The sequence below is a fragment of the Vallicoccus soli genome (assembly GCF_003594885.1).
GTDB classification, from domain to species: domain Bacteria; phylum Actinomycetota; class Actinomycetes; order Motilibacterales; family Motilibacteraceae; genus Vallicoccus; species Vallicoccus soli.
The window spans coordinates 340,506-359,149 of the sequence record NZ_QZEZ01000001.1; the positions used below are offsets into that span (position 1 = coordinate 340,506).

The window sequence follows — 18,644 nt, forward strand, 5'->3', positions numbered from 1 at the left end:
GCCGTCCCCGGCACCCCGGCCCCGTCCGGTCCCGTCCGGTCCCTGCCCCCCGGCCCGTCGCCCCGCCCGCCGCGATCGTGCGCGGGTGGCGTGAGCATCTGCACACCCTTGCGCCTCCTGCACATCCGTGCTGCAATCGCGAGGCCGACGTGACGCACGTCTGCACGCACGTGCAGATGCACTGCTGCCGACTCCCTCGGGAGGCTCCTCGTGACGACCACCGCCAGCCCCACCGCGCCCGCCGGGCGCCCACCGGTGCCCGAGCCGCCGCGCCCGCCGCTCTCCGGCGACCGCGCCACCGGGCTCGCGACGCTGCGCACGCTGTGGACGGTCCGGCGGTTCGAGGAGGCGGTCGACGACCTCTTCGCGCGCGGGATGATGCACGGGACGATGCACCTGTCGATCGGGCAGGAGGCGAGCGCCACGGGCGTCTGCTCCGCGCTGCGCGAGGACGACCTCATCGCCTCGACCCACCGCGGTCACGGCCACTGCATCGCCAAGGGCGCCGAGCTGGTGCCGATGATGGCCGAGCTGCTCGCCAAGGACACCGGCTACTGCCGGGGCCGCGGCGGCTCGATGCACATCGCCGACGCGGCGCGCGGCAACCTCGGCGCGAACGGCATCGTCGGCGGCGGGGTGCCGATCGCGGTCGGCGCGGCGCTGGCCCAGCAGCGGCTGCGCACCGGGCGCGTCGCGGTGAGCTTCTTCGGCGACGGCGCGACCAACGAGGGCGCCTTCCACGAGGCGGCGAACCTCGCAGCGATCTGGAAGCTGCCGGTCGTCCTGGTCTGCGAGAACAACAAGTACGGCATGAGCTTCTCGACCGAGCGGTCGATGGCGGTCGCGACGATCGCCGAGCGGGCGGCGGCGTACGGGTTCCCCGGGGTGCGGGTCGACGGCAACGACGTCGACGCGGTGCACGCCGCGGCGACCGAGGCGGTGGCCCGGGCCCGCGCGGGGGAGGGCCCGACGCTGCTGGAGTGCGTGACGTACCGCTGGAAGGGCCACTCCAAGAGCGACAAGAACCTCTACCGCACCCGCGAGGAGATCGAGGAGTGGCGGGCGCTCGACCCGGTGACGCGCTTCGAGCGGCGGCTGGTCGAGGCGTGCCCCGGCGTCGGCGAGGAGGACGTCGCGGCCGTGCGGGACGCGGTGCGCGACGCGGTGCGCGACGCGGTGCGCCAGGCGATGGCGGCGCCCGACGCGGACCCCGCGGACCTGCTCGGGGACCTGCCGGCGGCGGTGTTCTGGCAGCCCGTGGGCACCGACGCCCGCCGCGAGGGGGTGGCCCGGTGACGGCCGTGCTCGACGGGACGGCGGCGGCCGGCGCCGCGGACGCCCGCACGCTGACGTACGCCGAGGCGGTGCGCGAGGCGCTCGGCCAGGCGATGGCCGAGGACGAGCGCGTGCTCCTCATGGGCGAGGACGTCGGCGTGTACGGCGGCGCGTTCGGCGTCTCCGGCGACCTGTTCCACCGGTTCGGCCCGGAGCGGGTCGTCGACACCCCCATCTCCGAGCTGGGCTTCGTCGGCGCCGGCGTCGGGGCGGCGATGGCCGGCCTGCGCCCCGTGGTGGAGATCCAGTTCTCCGACTTCACGTGCCAGGCGATGGACCAGATCGTCAACCAGGCTGCGAAGATCCACTTCATGCTCGGCGGCGCCGCGCACGTGCCGATGGTGCTGCGCGCGCCGGGCGGCTCGGGCACCGGCGCGGCCGGGCAGCACTCGCAGAGCCTCGAGGCCTGGTTCGCGCACACCCCCGGGCTCAAGGTCGTCATGCCGGCCACCGCCGCCGACGCGAAGGGCCTGCTGCTCAGCGCGATCGACGACCCCGACCCGGTCGTCGTGCTCGAGCACAAGCTGCTCTACAAGGCCTCCGGGCCGGTGCCCGAGGAGGCCGTACGGGTGCCCCTGGGCGTCGCCGCGGTCCCGCGCCGGGGCGGCGACCTCACCATGGTCGCCACCGGCGTCATGGTGGGCCGCTGCCTCGAGGCGGCCGAGCGCCTGGCGGGGGAGGGCGTCTCGGCGAGCGTCGTCGACGTGCGCACGCTGAGCCCCTTCGACGCGCCCACCGTCCTGCGCGAGGTCGAGGCCACCGGGCGGGCGCTGCTCGTGCAGGAGGCGCCGCGGCACGTCGGCTTCATGGCCGAGGTCGCCGCGCGGATCGTCGAGTCGGACGCGGTCTACCGGCTGCGCGCCCCCGTCGCCCGGCTGTGCGGGCTGGACACCCCGATCCCGTACGCCCCCCAGCTCGAGCGGGCGGTCGTGCCGCAGGTCGACGACGTGGTCGCCGCGGCGGTGCGCCTGGCGGGGGTGGGCTGATGCCGCGCGCGGCGCTCGTCATGCCCAAGATGTCGATGACGATGCAGGAGGGCGAGCTCGCCACCTGGCACGTCGCCGTCGGGGACGAGGTGGTCGAGGGCCAGGTCGTCTGCGAGGTCCTCACCGACAAGGTCGACATGGAGGTCGAGGCGACGGCGTCGGGGACCGTCGTCTCGCTCGAGGCCGCCGAGGGCGACGTCGTCGCCGTCGGCGCCCCGCTGGCCTGGGTCGAGGCCGCCGAGGAGGGCCTCATGGCCGGTCTCTTCGGCGACGACGGCCCCGCGGCCGCCCCTGGACCCGCACCGGCGCCCGCCCCCGACGCCGCGGGCGACGCCGGTGCGGCCCCCGACCCGGCGCTCGCCCCCGCCGGCGCCGGCCCCGCCGGCGCCGGCCCTGGCGGGCCGCCCTCGCCCGGCGGGGGCCCGGAGCCCTGGACGCCGGTGCGCGCGATGCCCGGCGCCCGGCGGCTCGCGGCCGAGCGGGGCCTGGACCTCGCCGCGCTCGCGGGCAGTGGCCCCGGCGGGGCGGTGATGCTCGGGGACGTCCCGGAGCAGCGCCCCGCCCCCGTCCCGGAGCCGACCCCGGTGCCCGGTGCCGCCCGGCCCGCGCCGCCACCCCCCGCGGCGGCGGCGCCCGCGGCCGCGGCGCTGCCCGCGCCGGCTCCGCCGCCGCTCCTCGCGGCGGACCTGCACCCCCGCGGCCCGGCGGCGCCGGTGGTCGTCGAGCGCGAGGTCGTCCTCGGCCCGGCCGGGGGCGGGTCGCCGCTGCTGGCCGCGCGGGCGGTGGCGGCGCTCGCGGCGGCGCTCGCGGAGGCCGGTCCCGAGCCGGTGCGCGACGACCCGCGGGTCGGGCTCGTCGTCCCCTCGCCCGCCGGGCCGGTCGTGCTCACCGTCGCGGCGGCCCACGCGCTCGACGCCGCCGCCCTGGGCGGGCTGCTCGAGGCCGGGGCGCAGGGGGCCCGCGAGGGGCGGGTCGACGTGCGCCTGCTGGCCCCGCCCGACGCCACGGTCGCGCTCGTCGAGGGGGTGAACCGGGCGGTCGTACCCGCCCGGCCGGGCACCCTGCTCTCGCTCGCGGTGGCCGCCCCGGCGGACCGGGTGGTCGCGCTCGCGGGCGGCGTCGCGGTCCGCAGCGCCACGACGGTGACGGCCAGCGGTGGGGCCCGTACGCGCAGCGAGCACGACCTCGCCGGGCTCGTCGCCCGCGTCGCGGCGCGCCTGGCGGTGCCCCGCGCGGGTGCTTGACGGCGGGCCGCCGAGGCCCCACCATCGCCGCACGGACGTGAGATGCGCGTCACGTAGGTGAGGACCGGAGGCAGCGTGGCCACCAAGAGCGTGCTCGTCATCTGCGGCACGGGGGTCGCCACGTCGACCGTCGTGGCGACGAAGGTCAAGGAGCACTGCGCCGAGCGCGGCCTCGACGTCACCGTCCGCCAGGGCAAGGTCATGGACCTCGTGAGCGGCTCCGCGGACGCCGACCTCGTCGTCGCCACGACCCAGGTGCCCGCCAGCGTCACGGTGCCGGTCGTGGCCGGCCTGCCGTTCCTCACCGGCGTCGGCCTCGACGCCACCCTCGACGAGATCGTGGGCCACCTGCAGCGCTGACGCCGCAGGGGCCCGAGCCCAAGGAGAGCGACGATGCTCGAAGCCGTCTCGGACTACCTCACCGACCTCGGGGCGTCCGTCGTCCTGCCGGTCCTCATCACCGTGTTCGCGCTGGTCCTCGGGCAGAAGCCCGGGCGCGCGCTGCGCTCCGGCCTGCTCATCGGCATCGGCTTCGTGGGCATCGGCCTGGTCATCGGGCTGCTGGGCACCGCGGTCTCGCCGGTGGCGCAGGCGCTCGCCGAGCGCTTCGACCTCGACCTGTCCGTCGTCGACGTCGGCTGGCCCTCCAGCGCGGCCATCGCCTTCGGTTCGTCGGTGGGGGCGGCGGTCATCCCGCTGTGCCTCGTGCTCAACGTCGTCCTGCTCGTCACCGGGCTGACCCGCACCTTCGACATCGACCTGTGGAACTACTGGCACTTCGCGCTCTCGGGCGCGCTCGTCGCGGCCGTGACCGACTCGTACGTCCTGGGCCTCGTCACCGCCGCCGCCGCCATGGTCGTCACCCTCGCGCTCGCCGACTGGTGCGCGCCGGTGGTGCAGAAGTACTACGGCCTGCCGGACATCACCTTCCCGCACGGCACCAGCGCGCCGTACGTCCTCTTCGCCATCCCGCTCAACGCCCTCTTCGACCGCGTCCCGGGCGTGCGCTCGTGGAAGGCCGACCCGGACAGCATCCAGAAGCGGTACGGCGTCCTCGGCGAGTCGATCTTCCTCGGGCTCGTCATCGGCCTGGTGCTGGGCCTGGCCGGCTACGGCCTGGACGACCCGCGCGCCGACTCCATCGCGATCCTGCAGCTCGGCATCAACGTCGCGGCGGTCATGCTCATCCTCCCGCGCATGGTCGCCATCCTCATGGAGGGCCTCATCCCGGTGTCGGAGGCGGCCCGCGAGTTCGTGCAGCGCCGCTTCCCCGGCCGCCGCTTCTACATCGGCCTGGACTCCGCGATCGCCGTCGGGCAGCCCGCCGTCATCGCGACCTCGCTGCTGCTCGTCCCGCTGACCCTCGTCGCCGCGCTGCTGCTCGAGCCGCTCGGCAACCAGGTGCTCCCGCTCGTCGACCTGGCCACGATCCCGTTCATCGTCGCGATCATGGTGGCGATCTTCCGCGGCAACATCGTGCGCGCGGTGCTCGGCGGCATCCTCGTCATCGGCGGCGGCCTCTTCATCGCCACCGGCCTGTCGGCCACGTTCACGACCGTGGCGACCGCGTCGGGCTTCCAGGCCCCCGAGGGCGCCTCGCAGTTCTCCTCGCTCGTCGACGGCGCGAACCCGCTGACCGGCCTGCTCTACCTCGGCGGCAAGGTGGGCTCCGCGGGCCCGGTGGTCCTGCTCCTCGCCTCGCTCGCCTTCGCCTGGGTGATCGCCCGGCACGTGGCCCGGCGCGAGGCGACGGGCGACGCGGCCGCCGCGGCGGCGGGCTCGGTGCCCGCGCCGTCGCGGCCGGCGGACCGCACCGTCGACCTCACCGCCGCCGACGGCGGCGCCCGCACCGGGCGGCGCGGGCGCCGCGGGCGCGGCTGAGCCCCGCGCCCCGTCCCGCGCCCCGTCCCGCGCCCCGTCCCGCCCGCGCCAGGAGGAGCCGCCGTGAGCAGCACCGCCGTCGTCCCCGAGCTCAGCGTCGTGCGCCCGCGCACGGCCACGGCGCCCGAGCTGCTCGCCCTCATGGCCCGCCGCGCCCACGCGGCCGGCTGGGTGGGCGACGGGTTCGAGGCGGCCCTCCTGGCGCGGGAGGTCGCGTTCCCCACCGGCCTGCCCACGCCCGTACCGGTGGCCCTGCCGCACGCCGACCCCGAGCACGTGCGCCGGCCCGGGCTGGGGGCCGCGCTGCTCGACCCGCCCGTCGCCTTCGGGGAGATGGGCACGACCGGGGAGCGCACGGTCGCGGTTAGGCTGGCGCTCGTCCTCCTCGTCGACGACCCGGCGCAGCAGGTGCCGCTGCTCGCCCGGCTCGTCGGGGTGCTGCAGCGGCCGGACTGGGCCGACGGGCTCGAGGACGTCCACGACGCCGCCGGCCTGGCCGAGCGCCTCAACGGGCTGCTCGGCGCGGTCCCCGCACCCTGAGGGGCCGTACGGGAGAGGGGAGGACCCGGGTGCCCGCCGCCCGCGACCCCGACGTGCTGCTGCGCGCCGCGCGCCTCTACTACGAGGAGCGGCTCTCGCAGGACGAGGTCGCCGCCCGCCTCGGCACGAGCCGCTCCAACGTCTCGCGCATGCTCACCGCCGCCTTCGAGCAGGGCATCGTCGAGATCCGGGTCAACGACCCCGCCGGGCGCGACGGCGAGCTCGAGCGGGCGCTCGTCGCGCGCTACGGGCTCGACGCCGCCGTGGTCGCGGTGCGCTCGTCGCTGCCGGGCCTGCACGTCCGCGACCGGGTCGCGGCCCTCGCCTGGCAGTGGCTGCGCGGGGCGCTGCGCGACGGCATGGTGCTCGCGCTGTCCTGGGGGCGCGCGCTGCAGGACCTCGTGTACGCCGTCCCCGCCGGCTCCCCGGTCGCCGTCGAGGTCGTGCAGCTCGTCGGCGGCCTGTCGGCCGTCGACCACGCGACGACGGGCCAGGAGCTCGTGCGCGAGCTCGCCGCGCGGCTGCAGGCCCGCTACCGCTACCTGCACGCGCCGGCGGTCCTCACCAGCGCGACCGCGCGCGACACCCTCCTCGCCGAGCGGTCGGTGCAGGAGCAGCTCGACGCCGCACGGCGCGCCGACCTCGCCGTCGTCGGCATCGGCGCGGTCGGGCGGGGCTCCTCCGGCGCCGTCCTGCGCTCGCTCGCGCTGAGCCCCGAGGAGCGGGCGGCCTTCGAGGCCGCCGGGCCGGTGGGCGACGTGGCGGCGCGGTTCTTCGACGCGCACGGGCGGGAGGTGCACGGCCCGGTGCACGACCGGGTCCTCGCGGTGACGCTCGACGAGCTGCGGGCGGTGCCGACCGTGGTGGGCGTCGTGCACGGGCGGGAGAAGGTCGACGCGGTGGCCGCGGCCCTGGCCGGCGGGCTCGTCGACGTGCTCGTCTGCGACGACGCCGTGGCCCGGGGCGTCCTGGCGCAGCCGACCGAGCGGGCGGTGCCGGCGTGAGCGGGCCGCACCGCCCGAGCGCGGCCGTCGTCGTGCTCGCCGGCGGCAGCGGCACCCGCGTCGGCGCCGGGCTCAACAAGGTCTACCTGCCGCTCGCCGGGCGGCGGGTCGTGTCGTGGTCGTTCCGCTGGGCGTCGGCGGTGCCGGAGGTGGGGGCGTACGTCCTCGTGGTCCGCCCCGAGGACCGCGAGCTCGCCGAGGAGGCGCTGCGCCGCGAGGTGCGCCTGCCGGTGCGCCTCGTCGTCGGCGGCGGCACCCGGCACGCCTCGGAGCAGGCCGCGCTCGACGTGCTCGCCCCCGACGTGCGCTCCGGCGCGGTCGAGGTCGTGGCCATCCACGACGGCGCCCGCCCCCTCGCCGGGCCGTCGCTCTGGGGGTCCGTGGTGCGCACCGCCGCCGACGTGGGCGGCGGCGTGCCCGCGCTGCCCGCCACCGGGGTGCTCCCGGTGCTCGACGACGGCCACCCGCACCCCGGCCCGCCGCCGGGGCCCGACCCGGGCGCCCTGCTGCGCGTGCAGACCCCCCAGGCGTTCCGCGCCCCCGAGCTGCTCGACGCGTACGCCGCCGCGGGCCGCGCCGGCGTCGAGGGCACCGACACGAGCAGCACGGTCACGCGCTTCGGGGGCCTCGCGGTGCGCGCGGTGCCCGGCAGCCGCGAGAACCTCAAGGTGACGTACCCCCACGACCTCTTCCTCGCCGAGCGGCTGCTCGCCGCGCACCGCTACCAGCTCGCCTGACCGCCGTCCGCCCGGGAGGTGCCGTGAACCGCAGCACGACCGTCCTGACCTGCGTGGCCTGCGGCCAGGAGTCCCCGCACGAGCTGGTGGTCGTCGGGCGCCTGCTCCACTCGACCCGCTGCACCGCCTGCGGGCACGTCGTGCGCCACGAGCAGCGCGACCTCATGGCGACGTACCTGCGCGACCTCGAGCACCGGCTGCTCACCAAGCCGCAGCGGCTCGTGCGCCGCGCGCTCACCGAGCCCGCCACGTTCCTGCTGACCCTGCCCGGTGCCGTCCTGCGCCAGCCCGGCAAGCTGCTCGAGGAGCTGCGGACCCTCGCCCGCCGCTGACCCGCCCCTGCGGCGATCATGCACTTCCCCGGCGGCGATCGTGCGCCTCTGCGTCGCAGATCCGCAGGACCGTGCAACCCCGGGGGCGCGCCGACCGTGTGAGGTGTCGTGGGATCCGAGAGGGACCGGCGCGACCGGGCGTTCGCCGAGCTGTTCGGCGGGCGCGCCGTTGCGCTGCGCCGCGTCGCGTACCTGCTGTGCGGTGACTGGCACCGCGCCGAGGACCTCACGCAGACGGCCTTCGCCAAGGTGTACGCCGCCTGGCCGCGGCTGGTCGACCTGGGCACGGCGGAGGACTACCTGCGCCGGACCCTCGTCAACGCCTTCCTCGACGAGCAGCGCCGCGCCTGGCGGCGCGAGCGGGCGACCGCGGAGCTGCCGGAGCTCCCGCACCACGACCACCGCTCGACCGACGACCGGCTGCTGCTCGTCGCCGCCCTGGGCGCGGTGCCGCCGCGGCAGCGCGCGTGCCTCGTGCTGCGCTTCTTCGAGGACTGCTCGGTGGAGCGGACCGCGGCGCTGCTCGGGTGCAGCACCGGCACCGTCAAGAGCAACACCGCGCGGGGGCTCGACAGCCTGCGCCGCGCCCTGGACGGCGCCCTCGACGACCACGTGACCCCCTAGGAGGACCCGGTGCTGGACGAGTCCGAGCTCCCGCAGCGCCTGCGGCGCGCCGTCGCCGACGAGCCGCCCCTCGACCTGGAGCTGTCCGCGGTCCTCGCCTCGGGGCGCCGGGTCCGCCGCCGCCGACGGCTCGCGGTCACCGCCGGGGCGGCGGCCGCCGTCGCCGCCGTGGGCGCGGTGGCGGTCCCCGCCGTGGTCGCGGGCGACGCGGGGACCCGTACGACCGCCGTCCCGCCCGCCGCGGCCCCCCCGGCCCGGCCCGACGTGGACCCGCTGCGGGGCGTCGACCTGTCGGGGGCGTCGGCGGCGCAGCGCGCGGAGGTGGCGGACCGGACCGTCACGCGGGACGAGTTCCGGGCCGCGTTCCTGCGTTACCGCGCGTGCATGGGCGCGGCCGGCTACGACCTGGGCCCCGTGGAGCTCACGGGCGACCGGTTCGACTACAGCGTCCCCGACGCGGCGGTCCGGGACGGCACCGACGAGGAGTGCTACCGCCGCGAGCACTACCTCGTCGACCTGGTGTGGCAGACGTCCGGCGCCGTCCTCGACGCCTCGGGCACCACCGAGCTCCTGCGCGCGTGCCTGCGCGAGCGCGGCATCGAGCCCGCCGCCTCCCGGGGCGAGGTCGACGCGCAGCTGCGCGCGCAGGGCCTCGAGCTCCCCGACTGCCTGCCCTGAGCCCTGCGCTCAGGTGCGGGCGAGCGGGTCCCCGCCGACGTGCAGCACGGCGTCGGCGATGACGAGGTCCTGCTCGGTCGCGACCCGGAAGACCTCTCCGGGGGCCGGGACCGAGCGCAGGCGCCCGCCGCCCCCGCCCTGCACGAGCTCGGGCAGGACGTGCGCGCCGCCGGCGCGCAGCGCCGCACGGGGGGCGCGGCGCAGCGCCTCGTGCAGCGGGCCGGTCCGGTGCGCCTGCGGGCTGTAGACCATCCGGAACGCCGAGCGGTCGGCGTGGCCGGTCACGACCTCGTCGGGGTCGACCCAGGTCAGCGTGTCCGTCACCGGTCGTACGGGGACCGCCGCACCCCAGGCCTCACCGTCCGGCGCCGGCTCGTCGAGCGCGGCGACGACCGCGTCGACGAGGTCCGGCGGGGCCAGCGGGTGCAGCGGGTCGTGGACGACGACGACGTCGGGCACCGGCCCGTCACTGGCGAGCACCGCGTCGAGCGCGGCGAGCACCTGCCCGCCGGGTCCGCTGCGGGTGACGGCGAGCACGTGGACCGCCGGCGCGAGCCCGTCGAGCGCCTCCTCCACCGCGAGCGCGAGCCCGGGCGCGGTGGGCACGACGACCCGGCCCACCCGCCGGGCCGCGAGCAGCGCGGCGACGGACCGGCGTACGAGGGGCAGCCCGCGCAGCACCCGCAGCGCCGCGCTGCCGCCGGGCGCCGCCGGGTCGTCGCGCTCGACCGGGACCACCGCCGGCACGCCCGGGCCGGGCGCCGGCGCACGTCGCGCGGCGCCGGGGTCGGTCGTGGGCATCCGCAGAACCTAGCGCGGTGGTTGGATGCTGGCCCGTGGAGCACCCCCTGCCGCTGGTCGGCCTCGGCGTCGACGTCCACCCGTTCGCCCCCGGCCGCGAGCTCTGGGTCGCGGGGCTGCACTGGCCCGGCGAGGAGGGGCTGGCCGGGCACTCCGACGGGGACGTCGCGGCGCACGCGGCCTGCGACGCGCTGCTGTCCGCGGCCGGCCTGGGCGACCTGGGCGCGCAGTACGGTACGAGCGACCCGGCCTGGGCGGGCGCGTCCGGCGCCGCCCTGCTCGCCGAGACCGCGCGCCGGGTCCGTGCCGCCGGGTACGAGCTCGGCAACGTCGCCGTGCAGGTCGTGGGGGAGCGCCCGCGGCTCGGGCGCCGGCGCGCCGAGGCGCAGGAGGCGCTCGCGGCGGCCTGCGGGGCGCGGGTGACCCTGTCGGCGACGACGACCGACGGTCTCGGGCTCACCGGCCGCGGCGAGGGCCTCGCCGCGCTCGCCACGGCCCTCGTGGTCGCGCGCGGCTGAGCCCCGCCGAGCGTGTGGGGCCGCACCCGCCGCGGTACCTGTCGCGCGGTCCCGCCCGCCGCGCGGGCCCGCCTGCCGCGCGGTCCCGCCTGCCGTGATCATGCGCGGAAGGCGCCGAGGCGGCTCCTGCTCGACGCAGCACGGCACGACTGCCGCGATCGTGCGCGGTCGGCGCGGGGTCGTCGCCTCCCCGCGCCAGGCGCCCGCCGGGATCCCCCTGGCGCGCCATCCCCGCATGATCGCGGCGGGTGGTCGCTGGCGGGCAGGGCGCTGGGCGAGCCATGGGGCCACGAGCGCGCCGGGCGGTCGCTCAAGAGCAGGGCCGCCGGGCGTGCCCTCCGCGCAGGGTCGCGGCGGGTCGTGGCTCCGGGGTCGCGGGGCGCACCCCGCGCACGGTCGCGGCGGGTGCCGGCGTCAGGCGGCGCGGCCGGAGCGAGCGCCGAGGCGGGGGTCGAGGTGGGTGCGGGCGCCGGGCACGGGGGCGCCGGGGTCGGTGAGGCCCGCGGCGACGAGCCGGAGGTGGGTGAGGAGGGCGTCGGCGGCCAGCCGCTCCTCGCGCTCGGCCGCCTCGGCGGCGCGGCGCCCGGCCCGTCGGGCCCCGGCGCGGCGCAGCAGCTCGACGCCGCCGACGAGCAGCCCGCCGCTCGCGGCGGCCCACAGGAGGAGCGCCGCCGCGGTGGCCAGCAGGGCGCCGGGGAAGGAGGTCGGGTCCACGCGCCGTACCCTAGCACCCCACTAGGGATAGGGGGCAAGGACTGGCGGCTACCCTGGCCCGGTGAGCCTGCGCCTGTACGACACCGCCACCCGCGCGGTCCGCGACTTCGAGCCGCTCGTCCCCGGCCAGGTCGGCATCTACCTCTGCGGTGCGACCGTGCAGGCCCCGCCCCACATCGGGCACGTGCGCAGCGGGCTCGCCTTCGACCTGCTGCGCCGGTGGCTCGAGCACCGCGGGCACGAGGTCACCTTCGTGCGCAACGTGACCGACGTCGACGACAAGATCATCGCCCGCGGGGCGGGCGAGGGCGTGCCCTTCTGGCGCGTGGCCGCGCGCAACGAGCGCGCCTTCACCGCGGCGTACGACGCCCTCGGCTGCCTGCCGCCCACGGTCGAGCCGCGGGCGACCGGCCACGTCACGGAGATGGTCGGGCTCATGCACCGGCTCATCGAGCGCGGGCACGCGTACGCCGCGGGCGGCGACGTCTACTTCGACGTGCGGTCCTGGCCGGCGTACGGCGAGCTGTCGGGCCAGTCGCCCGACGACATGCGCGCCGCGGAGGACAGCGCGTCCTCCCTCAAGCGCGACCCGCGCGACTTCGCGCTGTGGAAGGGCGCCAAGCCCGGCGAGCCCTCCTGGGAGACCCCGTGGGGCCCCGGCCGGCCCGGCTGGCACCTGGAGTGCTCGGCGATGGCCGAGCGCTACCTCGGCCCGGTGTTCGACATCCACGGCGGCGGGCTGGACCTGGTCTTCCCGCACCACGAGAACGAGATCGCGCAGTCCCGGGCCGCCGGCGGGGAGTTCGCCCGGTACTGGATGCACAACGCCTGGGTGACGATGTCCGGCGAGAAGATGAGCAAGTCGCTCGGCAACTCGCTGCTCGTCGCCGAGATGGTGCGCCGCGTGCGCCCGGTCGAGCTGCGCTACTACCTCGGTGCCGCGCACTACCGCTCGACGGTGGAGTACTCCGAGGAGGCGCTGCGCGAGGCGGCCACCGCCTGGCAGCGGGTCGAGGGCTTCCTGCGCCGGGCCGGCGAGGCGCTGCGCGAGGCCCCGCCGGAGACGACCGGGGACTGGCTGCCGGACGCCTTCACGGCGGCGATGGACGACGACCTCGCGGTGCCGCAGGCGCTCGCCGTGCTGCACGACAGCGTCCGCACGGGCAACAAGCTGCTCGCCGAGGGCGGCGAGCGCGACGAGCTCGCGACGCTGCGCGGCGCGGTGCACGCCATGGTGTCGGTGCTGGGCCTGGACCTGCCCGACGCGGGCAGCGGCCAGGACGAGCGGCTGCGCCGCGCGGTGGACGCCCTCGTGGCGGTGGCGGTGGAGCAGCGGGCGCAGGCGCGCGCCCGCAAGGACTACGCGACGGCCGACGCCATCCGGGCGCGGCTCGGCGAGGCCGGCGTCGTGCTGGAGGACGTGGCCGGCGGGGGTACCCGCTGGTCCCTGGAGGGGGACGCCTGATGGCGGGCAACAGCCAGCGCCGGGGCGCGAAGCGCAACCCGGGCTCGAAGAAGGGCGCGGTCGTCGGTTCCGGCGGCCAGCGCCGCCGCGCGCTCAAGGGCCGCGGGCCGACGCCGAAGGCGGAGGAGCGCACCGGCCACCCGGCCGCGCGCAAGGCGGCCGCGGTCGCGCGCCGGGCGGCCAGCGGCCAGGGCGGCCAGGGGGGCCAGGGCGGCGGGCAGCGCCCGAGCGGCCCGCGGCGCACCGGCGGCCCGCGGGGCAAGGAGTCCTCCGAGGTCGTGGCGGGGCGCAACAGCGTCGTCGAGGCGCTGCGCGCGGGGGTCCCGGCGAGCACGCTCTTCGTCGCGACCGGCCTGGACTCCGACGACCGCGTGCGCGAGGCGCTCAAGCGGGCGAACCAGGCGGGCGTCGCGATCCTCGAGGGCACGCGCACCGACCTCGACCGCATCACCGACGGCGCGGTGCACCAGGGCGTGGCCCTGCAGGTGCCGCCGTACGACTACGCCGAGCCGCAGGACCTCCTGCGCGACGACACCGCGGGCGCGCCGCTCGTCGTGGCGCTCGACGGCGTCACCGACCCGCGCAACCTCGGGGCCGTCGTCCGCTCGACGAGCGCCTTCGGCGGCGCCGGCGTCGTGGTGCCCGAGCGGCGCGCCGCCGGGATGACCGCGGCGGCCTGGAAGACCTCGGCGGGCACGGCCGCGCGCACCCCCGTCGCCCGCGCCACCAACCTCACCCGCGCGCTGCAGGACTACAAGGAGCGCGGGCTCTTCGTCGTCGGCCTCGACGCCGACGGCGAGGTGGAGCTGGACGAGCTCGAGATCGCCACCGAGCCGCTGGTGCTCGTGGTCGGGGGCGAGGGCGCGGGCCTGTCCCGGCTGGTCAAGGAGACGTGCGACCTCGTCGCGCGCATCCCCATGGACCGCGGCACCGAGTCGCTCAACGCGGGCGTGGCCGCCGGCGTCGCGCTCTACGAGGTGTCGCGCCGCCGCCGCGCCGCCCGGGGCTGAGGCCCGGGCGGCACCGGCCGCTCAGTCCTCCCAGGTGATGCGCATCTCGGCGGTGTCCTCCATCGCCGTGCCGACCCGGGCGCCGAGCACCGCGCGCTCGTCGGGCTTGGTGCGCAGCACCTCGTCGAGGTACGACCGCCGGGCCGCGGCGAGCCCGATGTCGCGCCCGGCGCGCTCGGACAGGAACCAGCGGTGCTCGAGGATCTCGTGGAAGATCTCGGCGGGCTCGAGCTTGGCGGACAGCTCGCGCGGCACCGCCCGCACCGTCGGCTCGAAGACGTTGCTCAGCCACTCGTGGGCGACGATCTCCTCGTCTTCGCGCTGCTGGTTGGTCGCCGCGCGGTAGGCGTCGAGGTCGTTGAGCAGGCGCCGCGCCTGGTTCTCCTCGACGTCGAGGCCGGTGAGCCGCAGCAGCCGCCGGGTGTGGTGGCCCGCGTCGACGACCTTGGGCTGGATCTGCACGGACTGGCCGTCGAAGTCGGTGGCGATGTCGAGCTCGGCGACGTCGAAGCCGAGGTCGTTGAGCCGGCGGATCCGCGCCTCGATGCGGTAGCGCTCGCCGGTCTCGAAGACCTCGGGCTCGGTGAGCTCGGACCACAGCTGGCCGTACCGGGTCTCCAGCGACGCGCCCAGCTCGAACGCGTCGACCGACTCGTGGAGCAGCTCGCCGGCCTCGAGGTCGAAGAGCTCGCCGATGATGTTCGTGCGCGCGGTGTCGAGGTCGTACGCCCGCTGCCCGTCCGAGAGCCGCTCGTGCAGCTCGCCGGTCTCGGCGTCGACGAGGTACGCCGCGAAGGCGCCCGCGTCGCGGCGGAACAGCACGTTGGACAGCGAGCAGTCGCCCCAGTAGAAGCCCGCCAGGTGCAGGCGCACCAGCAGCGCGGTGAGCGCGTCGACGAGGCGCACGGCGGTGTCGGGGCGCAGGGTGCGCGAGAAGAGCGCGCGGTAGGGCAGCGAGAACTGCAGGTGCCGCGTCATGAGGATGACGTCGAGCGGCTCCCCCGTGCGGGTCACCCGCCCGCCGACGATCCCGAGCCCCTTGACGGCGGGCACGGCGAGCCGGTCGAGCTGGCGCAGCAGCCGGTACTCGTTCTCCGCGGGGCGGGCGGCGATCTCCTTGAGCGCGAGCACCTCGCCGTCGACCCGGATGAAGCGCACGGTGTGCCGGCTGATGCCGCGCGGCAGGGCGACGAGGTGCTCGTCCGGCCACTCCTCGAGCGGCAGCGTCCAGGGCAGGTCGAGCAGCGCCGGGGAGATCCGGCCGGACGTCGAGAACTGCAGGGCCACGGGGCCATCCCATCGTGCGCGGCGGCGGGCACGTGCGGCGGGGGCGTACGCGCGAGGCGCCCGGGCCGGTCTCGTCGACCGGCGCGGGCGCCCCGTGCGTGCGGCGGGGGAGCGTCCCCCGCCCTCGGCGCCGGCCGGGCCGGCGCGGGAGGGTCAGGCCGGCAGGCGCTGGCCGGTCTTGGTGGAGAAGGCGTGCTCCTCGCCCTGGCGGATGCGCAGGTAGACCTTCTCGCCCTTCATCGGGGGGCGGCGCGGGTCGACGCGCGCGGCGATGTCGCTCGAGGCGAGCGCCGAGGCGGCGGCCGGGTTCTCGATGCTGCCGTAGAGGATCGCGTCGGAGCCGAGCTCCTCGACGAGGTTGACGAGCACCGGGAAGCCCTGGCCCTCGCCCACCAGCTCGACCGACTCCGGGCGGAAGCCCAGGGTGACGTGACCGGTGCCGTCGGCCTGCGCCGCCTCGTACGTCGACCGCTGCAGCGGGACGGTCACGTTGCCGACCGTGGCGCCGCCGTCGCGCAGCTCGAAGTCCGCGATGTTCATCGCCGGGGAGCCGATGAAGCCGGCGACGAAGACGTTGTTCGGGCGGTCGTACATGGCGCGGGGGGTGTCGACCTGCTGCAGGACGCCGTCCTTGAGCACGGCCACCCGGTCGCCCATGGTCATGGCCTCGACCTGGTCGTGGGTGACGTAGACCGTCGTGACGCCGAGGCGGCGCTGCAGCGAGGCGATCTGGGTGCGGGTCTGCACGCGCAGCTTCGCGTCGAGGTTGGACAGCGGCTCGTCCATGAGGAAGACCTGCGGCTCGCGGACGATGGCGCGGCCCATGGCCACGCGCTGGCGCTGGCCGCCGGAGAGGGCCTTGGGCTTGCGCTCGAGGTACTGCTCGAGGTCGAGCAGCTTGGCCGCCTCGCGGACGCGGCGCTCGCGCTCCTCCTTGCCCACGCCGGCGATCTTCAGGGCGAAGCCCATGTTCTCGGCGACGCTCATGTGCGGGTAGAGCGCGTAGTTCTGGAACACCATGGCGATGTCCCGCTCCTTGGGCGGGAGGTCGGTGACGTCGCGCTCGCCGATGCGGATGGCGCCGGCGTTGACGTCCTCGAGGCCCGCGAGCATGCGCAGGGAGGTCGACTTGCCGCAGCCGGAGGGGCCGACGAGGACGAGGAACTCGCCGTCGGCGATCTGGAGGTCGAGCGCGTCCACCGCGGGGCGCTCCGCGCCGGGGTAGATGCGGGTGGCCTTGTCGAAGGTCACGGGTGCCATGGGGTGTGTCCTCTCACCGGCAGGAACGTGCCGGACGATCCGAGTGAGGGTGGTCACGCGCACCCTAGGGCTTCCAGGGGGTCGCGGCACATCCGCGGTCACCTGCATGTCACCCGATCGTGACCTGGGCGGGCCCCGGGCGGGCGTCGGCTAGCATGGATGCATCATGGGTACAGCACAGGCACCGGCAGCCGACCGGGTGTACGAGCACGTGCGCCGCGCCATCCTCGACCGCGACTACGCCGGGGGGCACCTGCTCACCGAGGGCGAGGTCGCCGAGGCGGTCGGCGTCTCCCGCACCCCCGTGCGCGAGGCGCTGCTGCGGCTCGAGGCGCAGGGGATGCTGCGGCTCTACCCCAAGCGCGGCGCCCTGGTCCTCGCGGTGAGCGCCGAGGAGGCCGACGACCTGTTCGAGGCCCGCGAGGTCGTCGAGGGCTTCTGCGCGCGCCGCGCCTGGGAGCGCCGCGGCGCGCTGCTGCCGCGCCTGGAGGAGCTGCTGGAGCGGATGCGCGCCCACCGGGCGGCCGGCGACGCCCGCGCGCTGTCCGAGCAGGACCGCGCCTTCCACGCCGCGGTCGTCGAGGCGGCCGGCAACGCGGTCTTCACCCGGCTCTACGACTCCCTGCGCGACCGGCAGACGGTGCTCGGCGAGGCCGCGGTGCACGCCTCGCCCGAGCGCATGGACCGGGTGGTGGAGGAGCACGACGCCCTGCTGGCGGCGCTGCGCGGCGACGACCCGCACGTGTTCGAGGAGCTCGTGCGGCACCACGTCGAGTCCGCGGCGGACAACCTGCGGCGCAGCCGGTGAGCGCCCGCGACGAGCGCGCCCCCCGCGGCGCGCTGCTCGTCTGGGGGACGGGCCTGCTCGCGTACCTCGTCGCGGTCCTGCACCGCAGCTCCCTCGGCGTCGCCGGGCTCGAGGCCTCGGAGCGGTTCGGGATCAGCGCCGCCACCCTGTCGCTGCTGACCGTGCTGCAGCTGGCCGTGTACGCCTCGATGCAGGTCCCGGCCGGCGTGCTGCTCGACCGCTTCGGCTCCCGGCGCCTGCTCGTCACGGGCGCGGCGCTCATGGCCGGCGGCCAGGTCGCGATGGCCCTCGCGGACGGCTTCGCGCAGGCCGTCGCGGCGCGCGTCCTCGTCGGGCTCGGCGACGCCCTGACCTTCATCAGCGTCCTGCGGCTCGTCGTCGCCTGGTTCCCGCCCCGGCGCACGCCCCTGTTCACCCAGCTCACCGGCGCGCTCGGCCAGCTCGGCCAGGTGCTCTCCGCCGTGCCGCTCGTCGCCGTGCTGCACGGCGCGGGCTGGCGCTCGGCGTTCCTCTGGGTCGCGGGCATCGGCGCGGTGGTGCTCGTGCTCGTGGCCGTCGTGCTGCGCGACGTCCCGCCGGGGCGGGTGCGGGTGGTGCCCGCCGTCGGGGTGCGCGACGTCGTCGACCTGCTGCGGCACGCCTGGCAGGAGCCGGGCACCCGGCTCGGGCTGTGGACGCACTTCGTCACGCAGTTCTCCAGCACCGTCTTCGTGCTGCTCTGGGGCTACCCGTTCCTCGTGTCGGGCCAGGGCCTCTCGGCCGGCGCCGCGGGTGCCCTGCTCACCGTGCTGACCCTGGTCAGCGTCGCTTCCGGCCCGGTGCTCGGCCACCTCGTCGGCGCGCACCCGTTCCACCGCTCGACCCTGGCGCTGGGCACCGTGGCGGCGAGCGCCACCGCCTGGGCCGCCGTGCTCGCCCTGCCCGGCCCGGCGCCGGTCTGGCTGCTCGTCGTCCTCGTGGTGACCATGGCCGTCGGCGGCCCCGCGTCGATGATCGGCTTCGACTTCGCCCGCACGGCGAACCCGGCGGCCCGCCTCGGCAGCGCCACCGGCATCGTCAACGTCGGGGGGTTCGTCGCCAGCCTCTGCACGGTGCTCGCCGTCGGGCTCGTCCTCGACGCCGTCGACGCGGGCGCGACCGGCACCGGCTACTCCCTCGAGGCGTTCCGCTGGGCGTTCCTCGTCCAGTACGCCGTCTGGGCCCTCGGCGCCGCCCAGGTCCTGCGCTACCGCCGCCAGGTCCGCCGCCGCCTCGCCGCCGCCGACCCCGACCGGTACGCCGCCCTGCGCCGCGGCGAGCCCGTCCCCATCACGTCCGCCCTGCCCTGAGCCCTCCGGCGGCGACCCCGCACCCCCCGCCGTGATCATGCAGCCCCTCGGCCGTGATCATGCAGCTCCCCGGCCGTGGTCATGCAGCTGCT

At 77.0% G+C, this 18,644-nt stretch carries 20 protein-coding genes; 16 read left to right on the top strand and 4 right to left on the bottom strand.

Annotated elements, in window-relative coordinates:
• Positions 1–255 precede the first annotated feature (255 nt).
• From D5H78_RS01720 to D5H78_RS01770, 11 genes are all read left to right on the top strand, one after another.
• The gene (locus D5H78_RS01720) at positions 256–1,296 is read left to right on the top strand and encodes a thiamine pyrophosphate-dependent dehydrogenase E1 component subunit alpha (RefSeq protein ID WP_119949276.1); all 1,041 of its coding nucleotides are present in this window, start codon (positions 256–258) and stop codon (positions 1,294–1,296) included.
• Complete coding sequence (locus tag D5H78_RS01725) at positions 1,293–2,321, top strand: alpha-ketoacid dehydrogenase subunit beta (RefSeq protein ID WP_218566115.1); 1,029 nt, start codon at positions 1,293–1,295, stop codon at positions 2,319–2,321. Before D5H78_RS01720 ends, D5H78_RS01725 begins: the two co-directional genes overlap by 4 nt.
• A complete protein-coding gene (locus tag D5H78_RS01730) occupies positions 2,321–3,565 on the top strand; it encodes a biotin/lipoyl-containing protein (protein ID WP_119948669.1) in 1,245 nt (414 codons plus the stop codon). The genes D5H78_RS01725 and D5H78_RS01730 overlap by 1 nt, the downstream gene beginning before the upstream one ends.
• A 75-nt stretch (positions 3,566–3,640) precedes the next feature.
• Positions 3,641–3,925 (top strand): PTS sugar transporter subunit IIB, encoded by a 285-nt coding sequence (locus D5H78_RS01735; protein WP_119948670.1) that lies wholly within the window; start codon positions 3,641–3,643, stop codon positions 3,923–3,925.
• 33 nt (positions 3,926–3,958) lie between these two features.
• Positions 3,959–5,446 (top strand): PTS galactitol transporter subunit IIC, encoded by a 1,488-nt coding sequence (locus D5H78_RS01740; RefSeq protein WP_119948671.1) that lies wholly within the window; start codon positions 3,959–3,961, stop codon positions 5,444–5,446.
• 63 nt (positions 5,447–5,509) lie between these two features.
• Complete coding sequence (locus tag D5H78_RS01745; RefSeq protein WP_119948672.1) at positions 5,510–5,986, top strand: PTS sugar transporter subunit IIA; 477 nt, start codon at positions 5,510–5,512, stop codon at positions 5,984–5,986.
• 29 nt (positions 5,987–6,015) lie between these two features.
• Complete coding sequence (locus D5H78_RS01750) at positions 6,016–6,990, top strand: sugar-binding transcriptional regulator (protein WP_119948673.1); 975 nt, start codon at positions 6,016–6,018, stop codon at positions 6,988–6,990.
• Complete coding sequence (locus tag D5H78_RS01755; RefSeq protein WP_218566116.1) at positions 6,987–7,727, top strand: IspD/TarI family cytidylyltransferase; 741 nt, start codon at positions 6,987–6,989, stop codon at positions 7,725–7,727. Before D5H78_RS01750 ends, D5H78_RS01755 begins: the two co-directional genes overlap by 4 nt.
• A 23-nt stretch (positions 7,728–7,750) precedes the next feature.
• Positions 7,751–8,059 (top strand): hypothetical protein, encoded by a 309-nt coding sequence (locus tag D5H78_RS01760; RefSeq protein ID WP_119948674.1) that lies wholly within the window; start codon positions 7,751–7,753, stop codon positions 8,057–8,059.
• Positions 8,060–8,167: 108 nt separating this feature from the next.
• Positions 8,168–8,683, top strand: coding sequence for a SigE family RNA polymerase sigma factor (locus D5H78_RS01765; RefSeq protein WP_119948675.1), 516 nt, complete (start codon positions 8,168–8,170; stop codon positions 8,681–8,683).
• Between the two features lie 9 nt (positions 8,684–8,692).
• Positions 8,693–9,361, top strand: coding sequence for a hypothetical protein (locus D5H78_RS01770; RefSeq protein ID WP_119948676.1), 669 nt, complete (start codon positions 8,693–8,695; stop codon positions 9,359–9,361).
• A gap of 9 nt (positions 9,362–9,370) precedes the next feature.
• On the opposite strand, the gene D5H78_RS01775 is transcribed toward D5H78_RS01770, so the two are convergent.
• A complete protein-coding gene (locus tag D5H78_RS01775; protein WP_119948677.1) occupies positions 9,371–10,162 on the bottom strand; it encodes an IspD/TarI family cytidylyltransferase in 792 nt (263 codons plus the stop codon).
• Positions 10,163–10,197: 35 nt separating this feature from the next.
• On the opposite strand from D5H78_RS01775, the gene ispF reads away from it, so the two are divergent.
• Complete coding sequence (gene ispF / locus D5H78_RS01780; protein ID WP_119948678.1) at positions 10,198–10,680, top strand: 2-C-methyl-D-erythritol 2,4-cyclodiphosphate synthase; 483 nt, start codon at positions 10,198–10,200, stop codon at positions 10,678–10,680.
• Between the two features lie 414 nt (positions 10,681–11,094).
• Here ispF and D5H78_RS01785 read toward each other — a convergent pair whose 3' ends face one another.
• Positions 11,095–11,394, bottom strand: coding sequence for a hypothetical protein (locus D5H78_RS01785; RefSeq protein ID WP_119948679.1), 300 nt, complete (start codon positions 11,392–11,394; stop codon positions 11,095–11,097).
• A gap of 61 nt (positions 11,395–11,455) precedes the next feature.
• On the opposite strand from D5H78_RS01785, the gene cysS reads away from it, so the two are divergent.
• Together cysS and rlmB are read left to right on the top strand one after the other, a co-directional pair.
• Positions 11,456–12,859 (top strand): cysteine--tRNA ligase, encoded by a 1,404-nt coding sequence (cysS, locus tag D5H78_RS01790; protein WP_119948680.1) that lies wholly within the window; start codon positions 11,456–11,458, stop codon positions 12,857–12,859.
• The gene (rlmB, locus tag D5H78_RS01795) at positions 12,859–13,869 is read left to right on the top strand and encodes a 23S rRNA (guanosine(2251)-2'-O)-methyltransferase RlmB (RefSeq protein ID WP_119948681.1); all 1,011 of its coding nucleotides are present in this window, start codon (positions 12,859–12,861) and stop codon (positions 13,867–13,869) included. The genes cysS and rlmB overlap by 1 nt, the downstream gene beginning before the upstream one ends.
• Positions 13,870–13,890: 21 nt before the next feature.
• Here rlmB and D5H78_RS01800 read toward each other — a convergent pair whose 3' ends face one another.
• Both D5H78_RS01800 and D5H78_RS01805 read right to left on the bottom strand, forming a co-directional pair.
• Positions 13,891–15,156 carry a DUF4032 domain-containing protein gene (locus D5H78_RS01800; protein ID WP_119948682.1) on the bottom strand — a complete coding sequence of 422 codons (1,266 nt, stop codon included), beginning with the start codon at positions 15,154–15,156 and terminating at the stop codon, positions 13,891–13,893.
• A gap of 153 nt (positions 15,157–15,309) precedes the next feature.
• Positions 15,310–16,416, bottom strand: a complete 1,107-nt coding sequence (locus tag D5H78_RS01805) for an ABC transporter ATP-binding protein (protein WP_119948683.1) — start codon at positions 16,414–16,416, stop codon at positions 15,310–15,312.
• Between the two features lie 166 nt (positions 16,417–16,582).
• On the opposite strand from D5H78_RS01805, the gene D5H78_RS01810 reads away from it, so the two are divergent.
• Positions 16,583–17,224 carry a GntR family transcriptional regulator gene (locus tag D5H78_RS01810; protein ID WP_119948684.1) on the top strand — a complete coding sequence of 214 codons (642 nt, stop codon included), beginning with the start codon at positions 16,583–16,585 and terminating at the stop codon, positions 17,222–17,224.
• Positions 17,221–18,552 (top strand): MFS transporter, encoded by a 1,332-nt coding sequence (locus D5H78_RS01815; RefSeq protein ID WP_119948685.1) that lies wholly within the window; start codon positions 17,221–17,223, stop codon positions 18,550–18,552. The genes D5H78_RS01810 and D5H78_RS01815 overlap by 4 nt, the downstream gene beginning before the upstream one ends.
• The last annotated feature ends 92 nt before the right edge of the window (positions 18,553–18,644 follow it).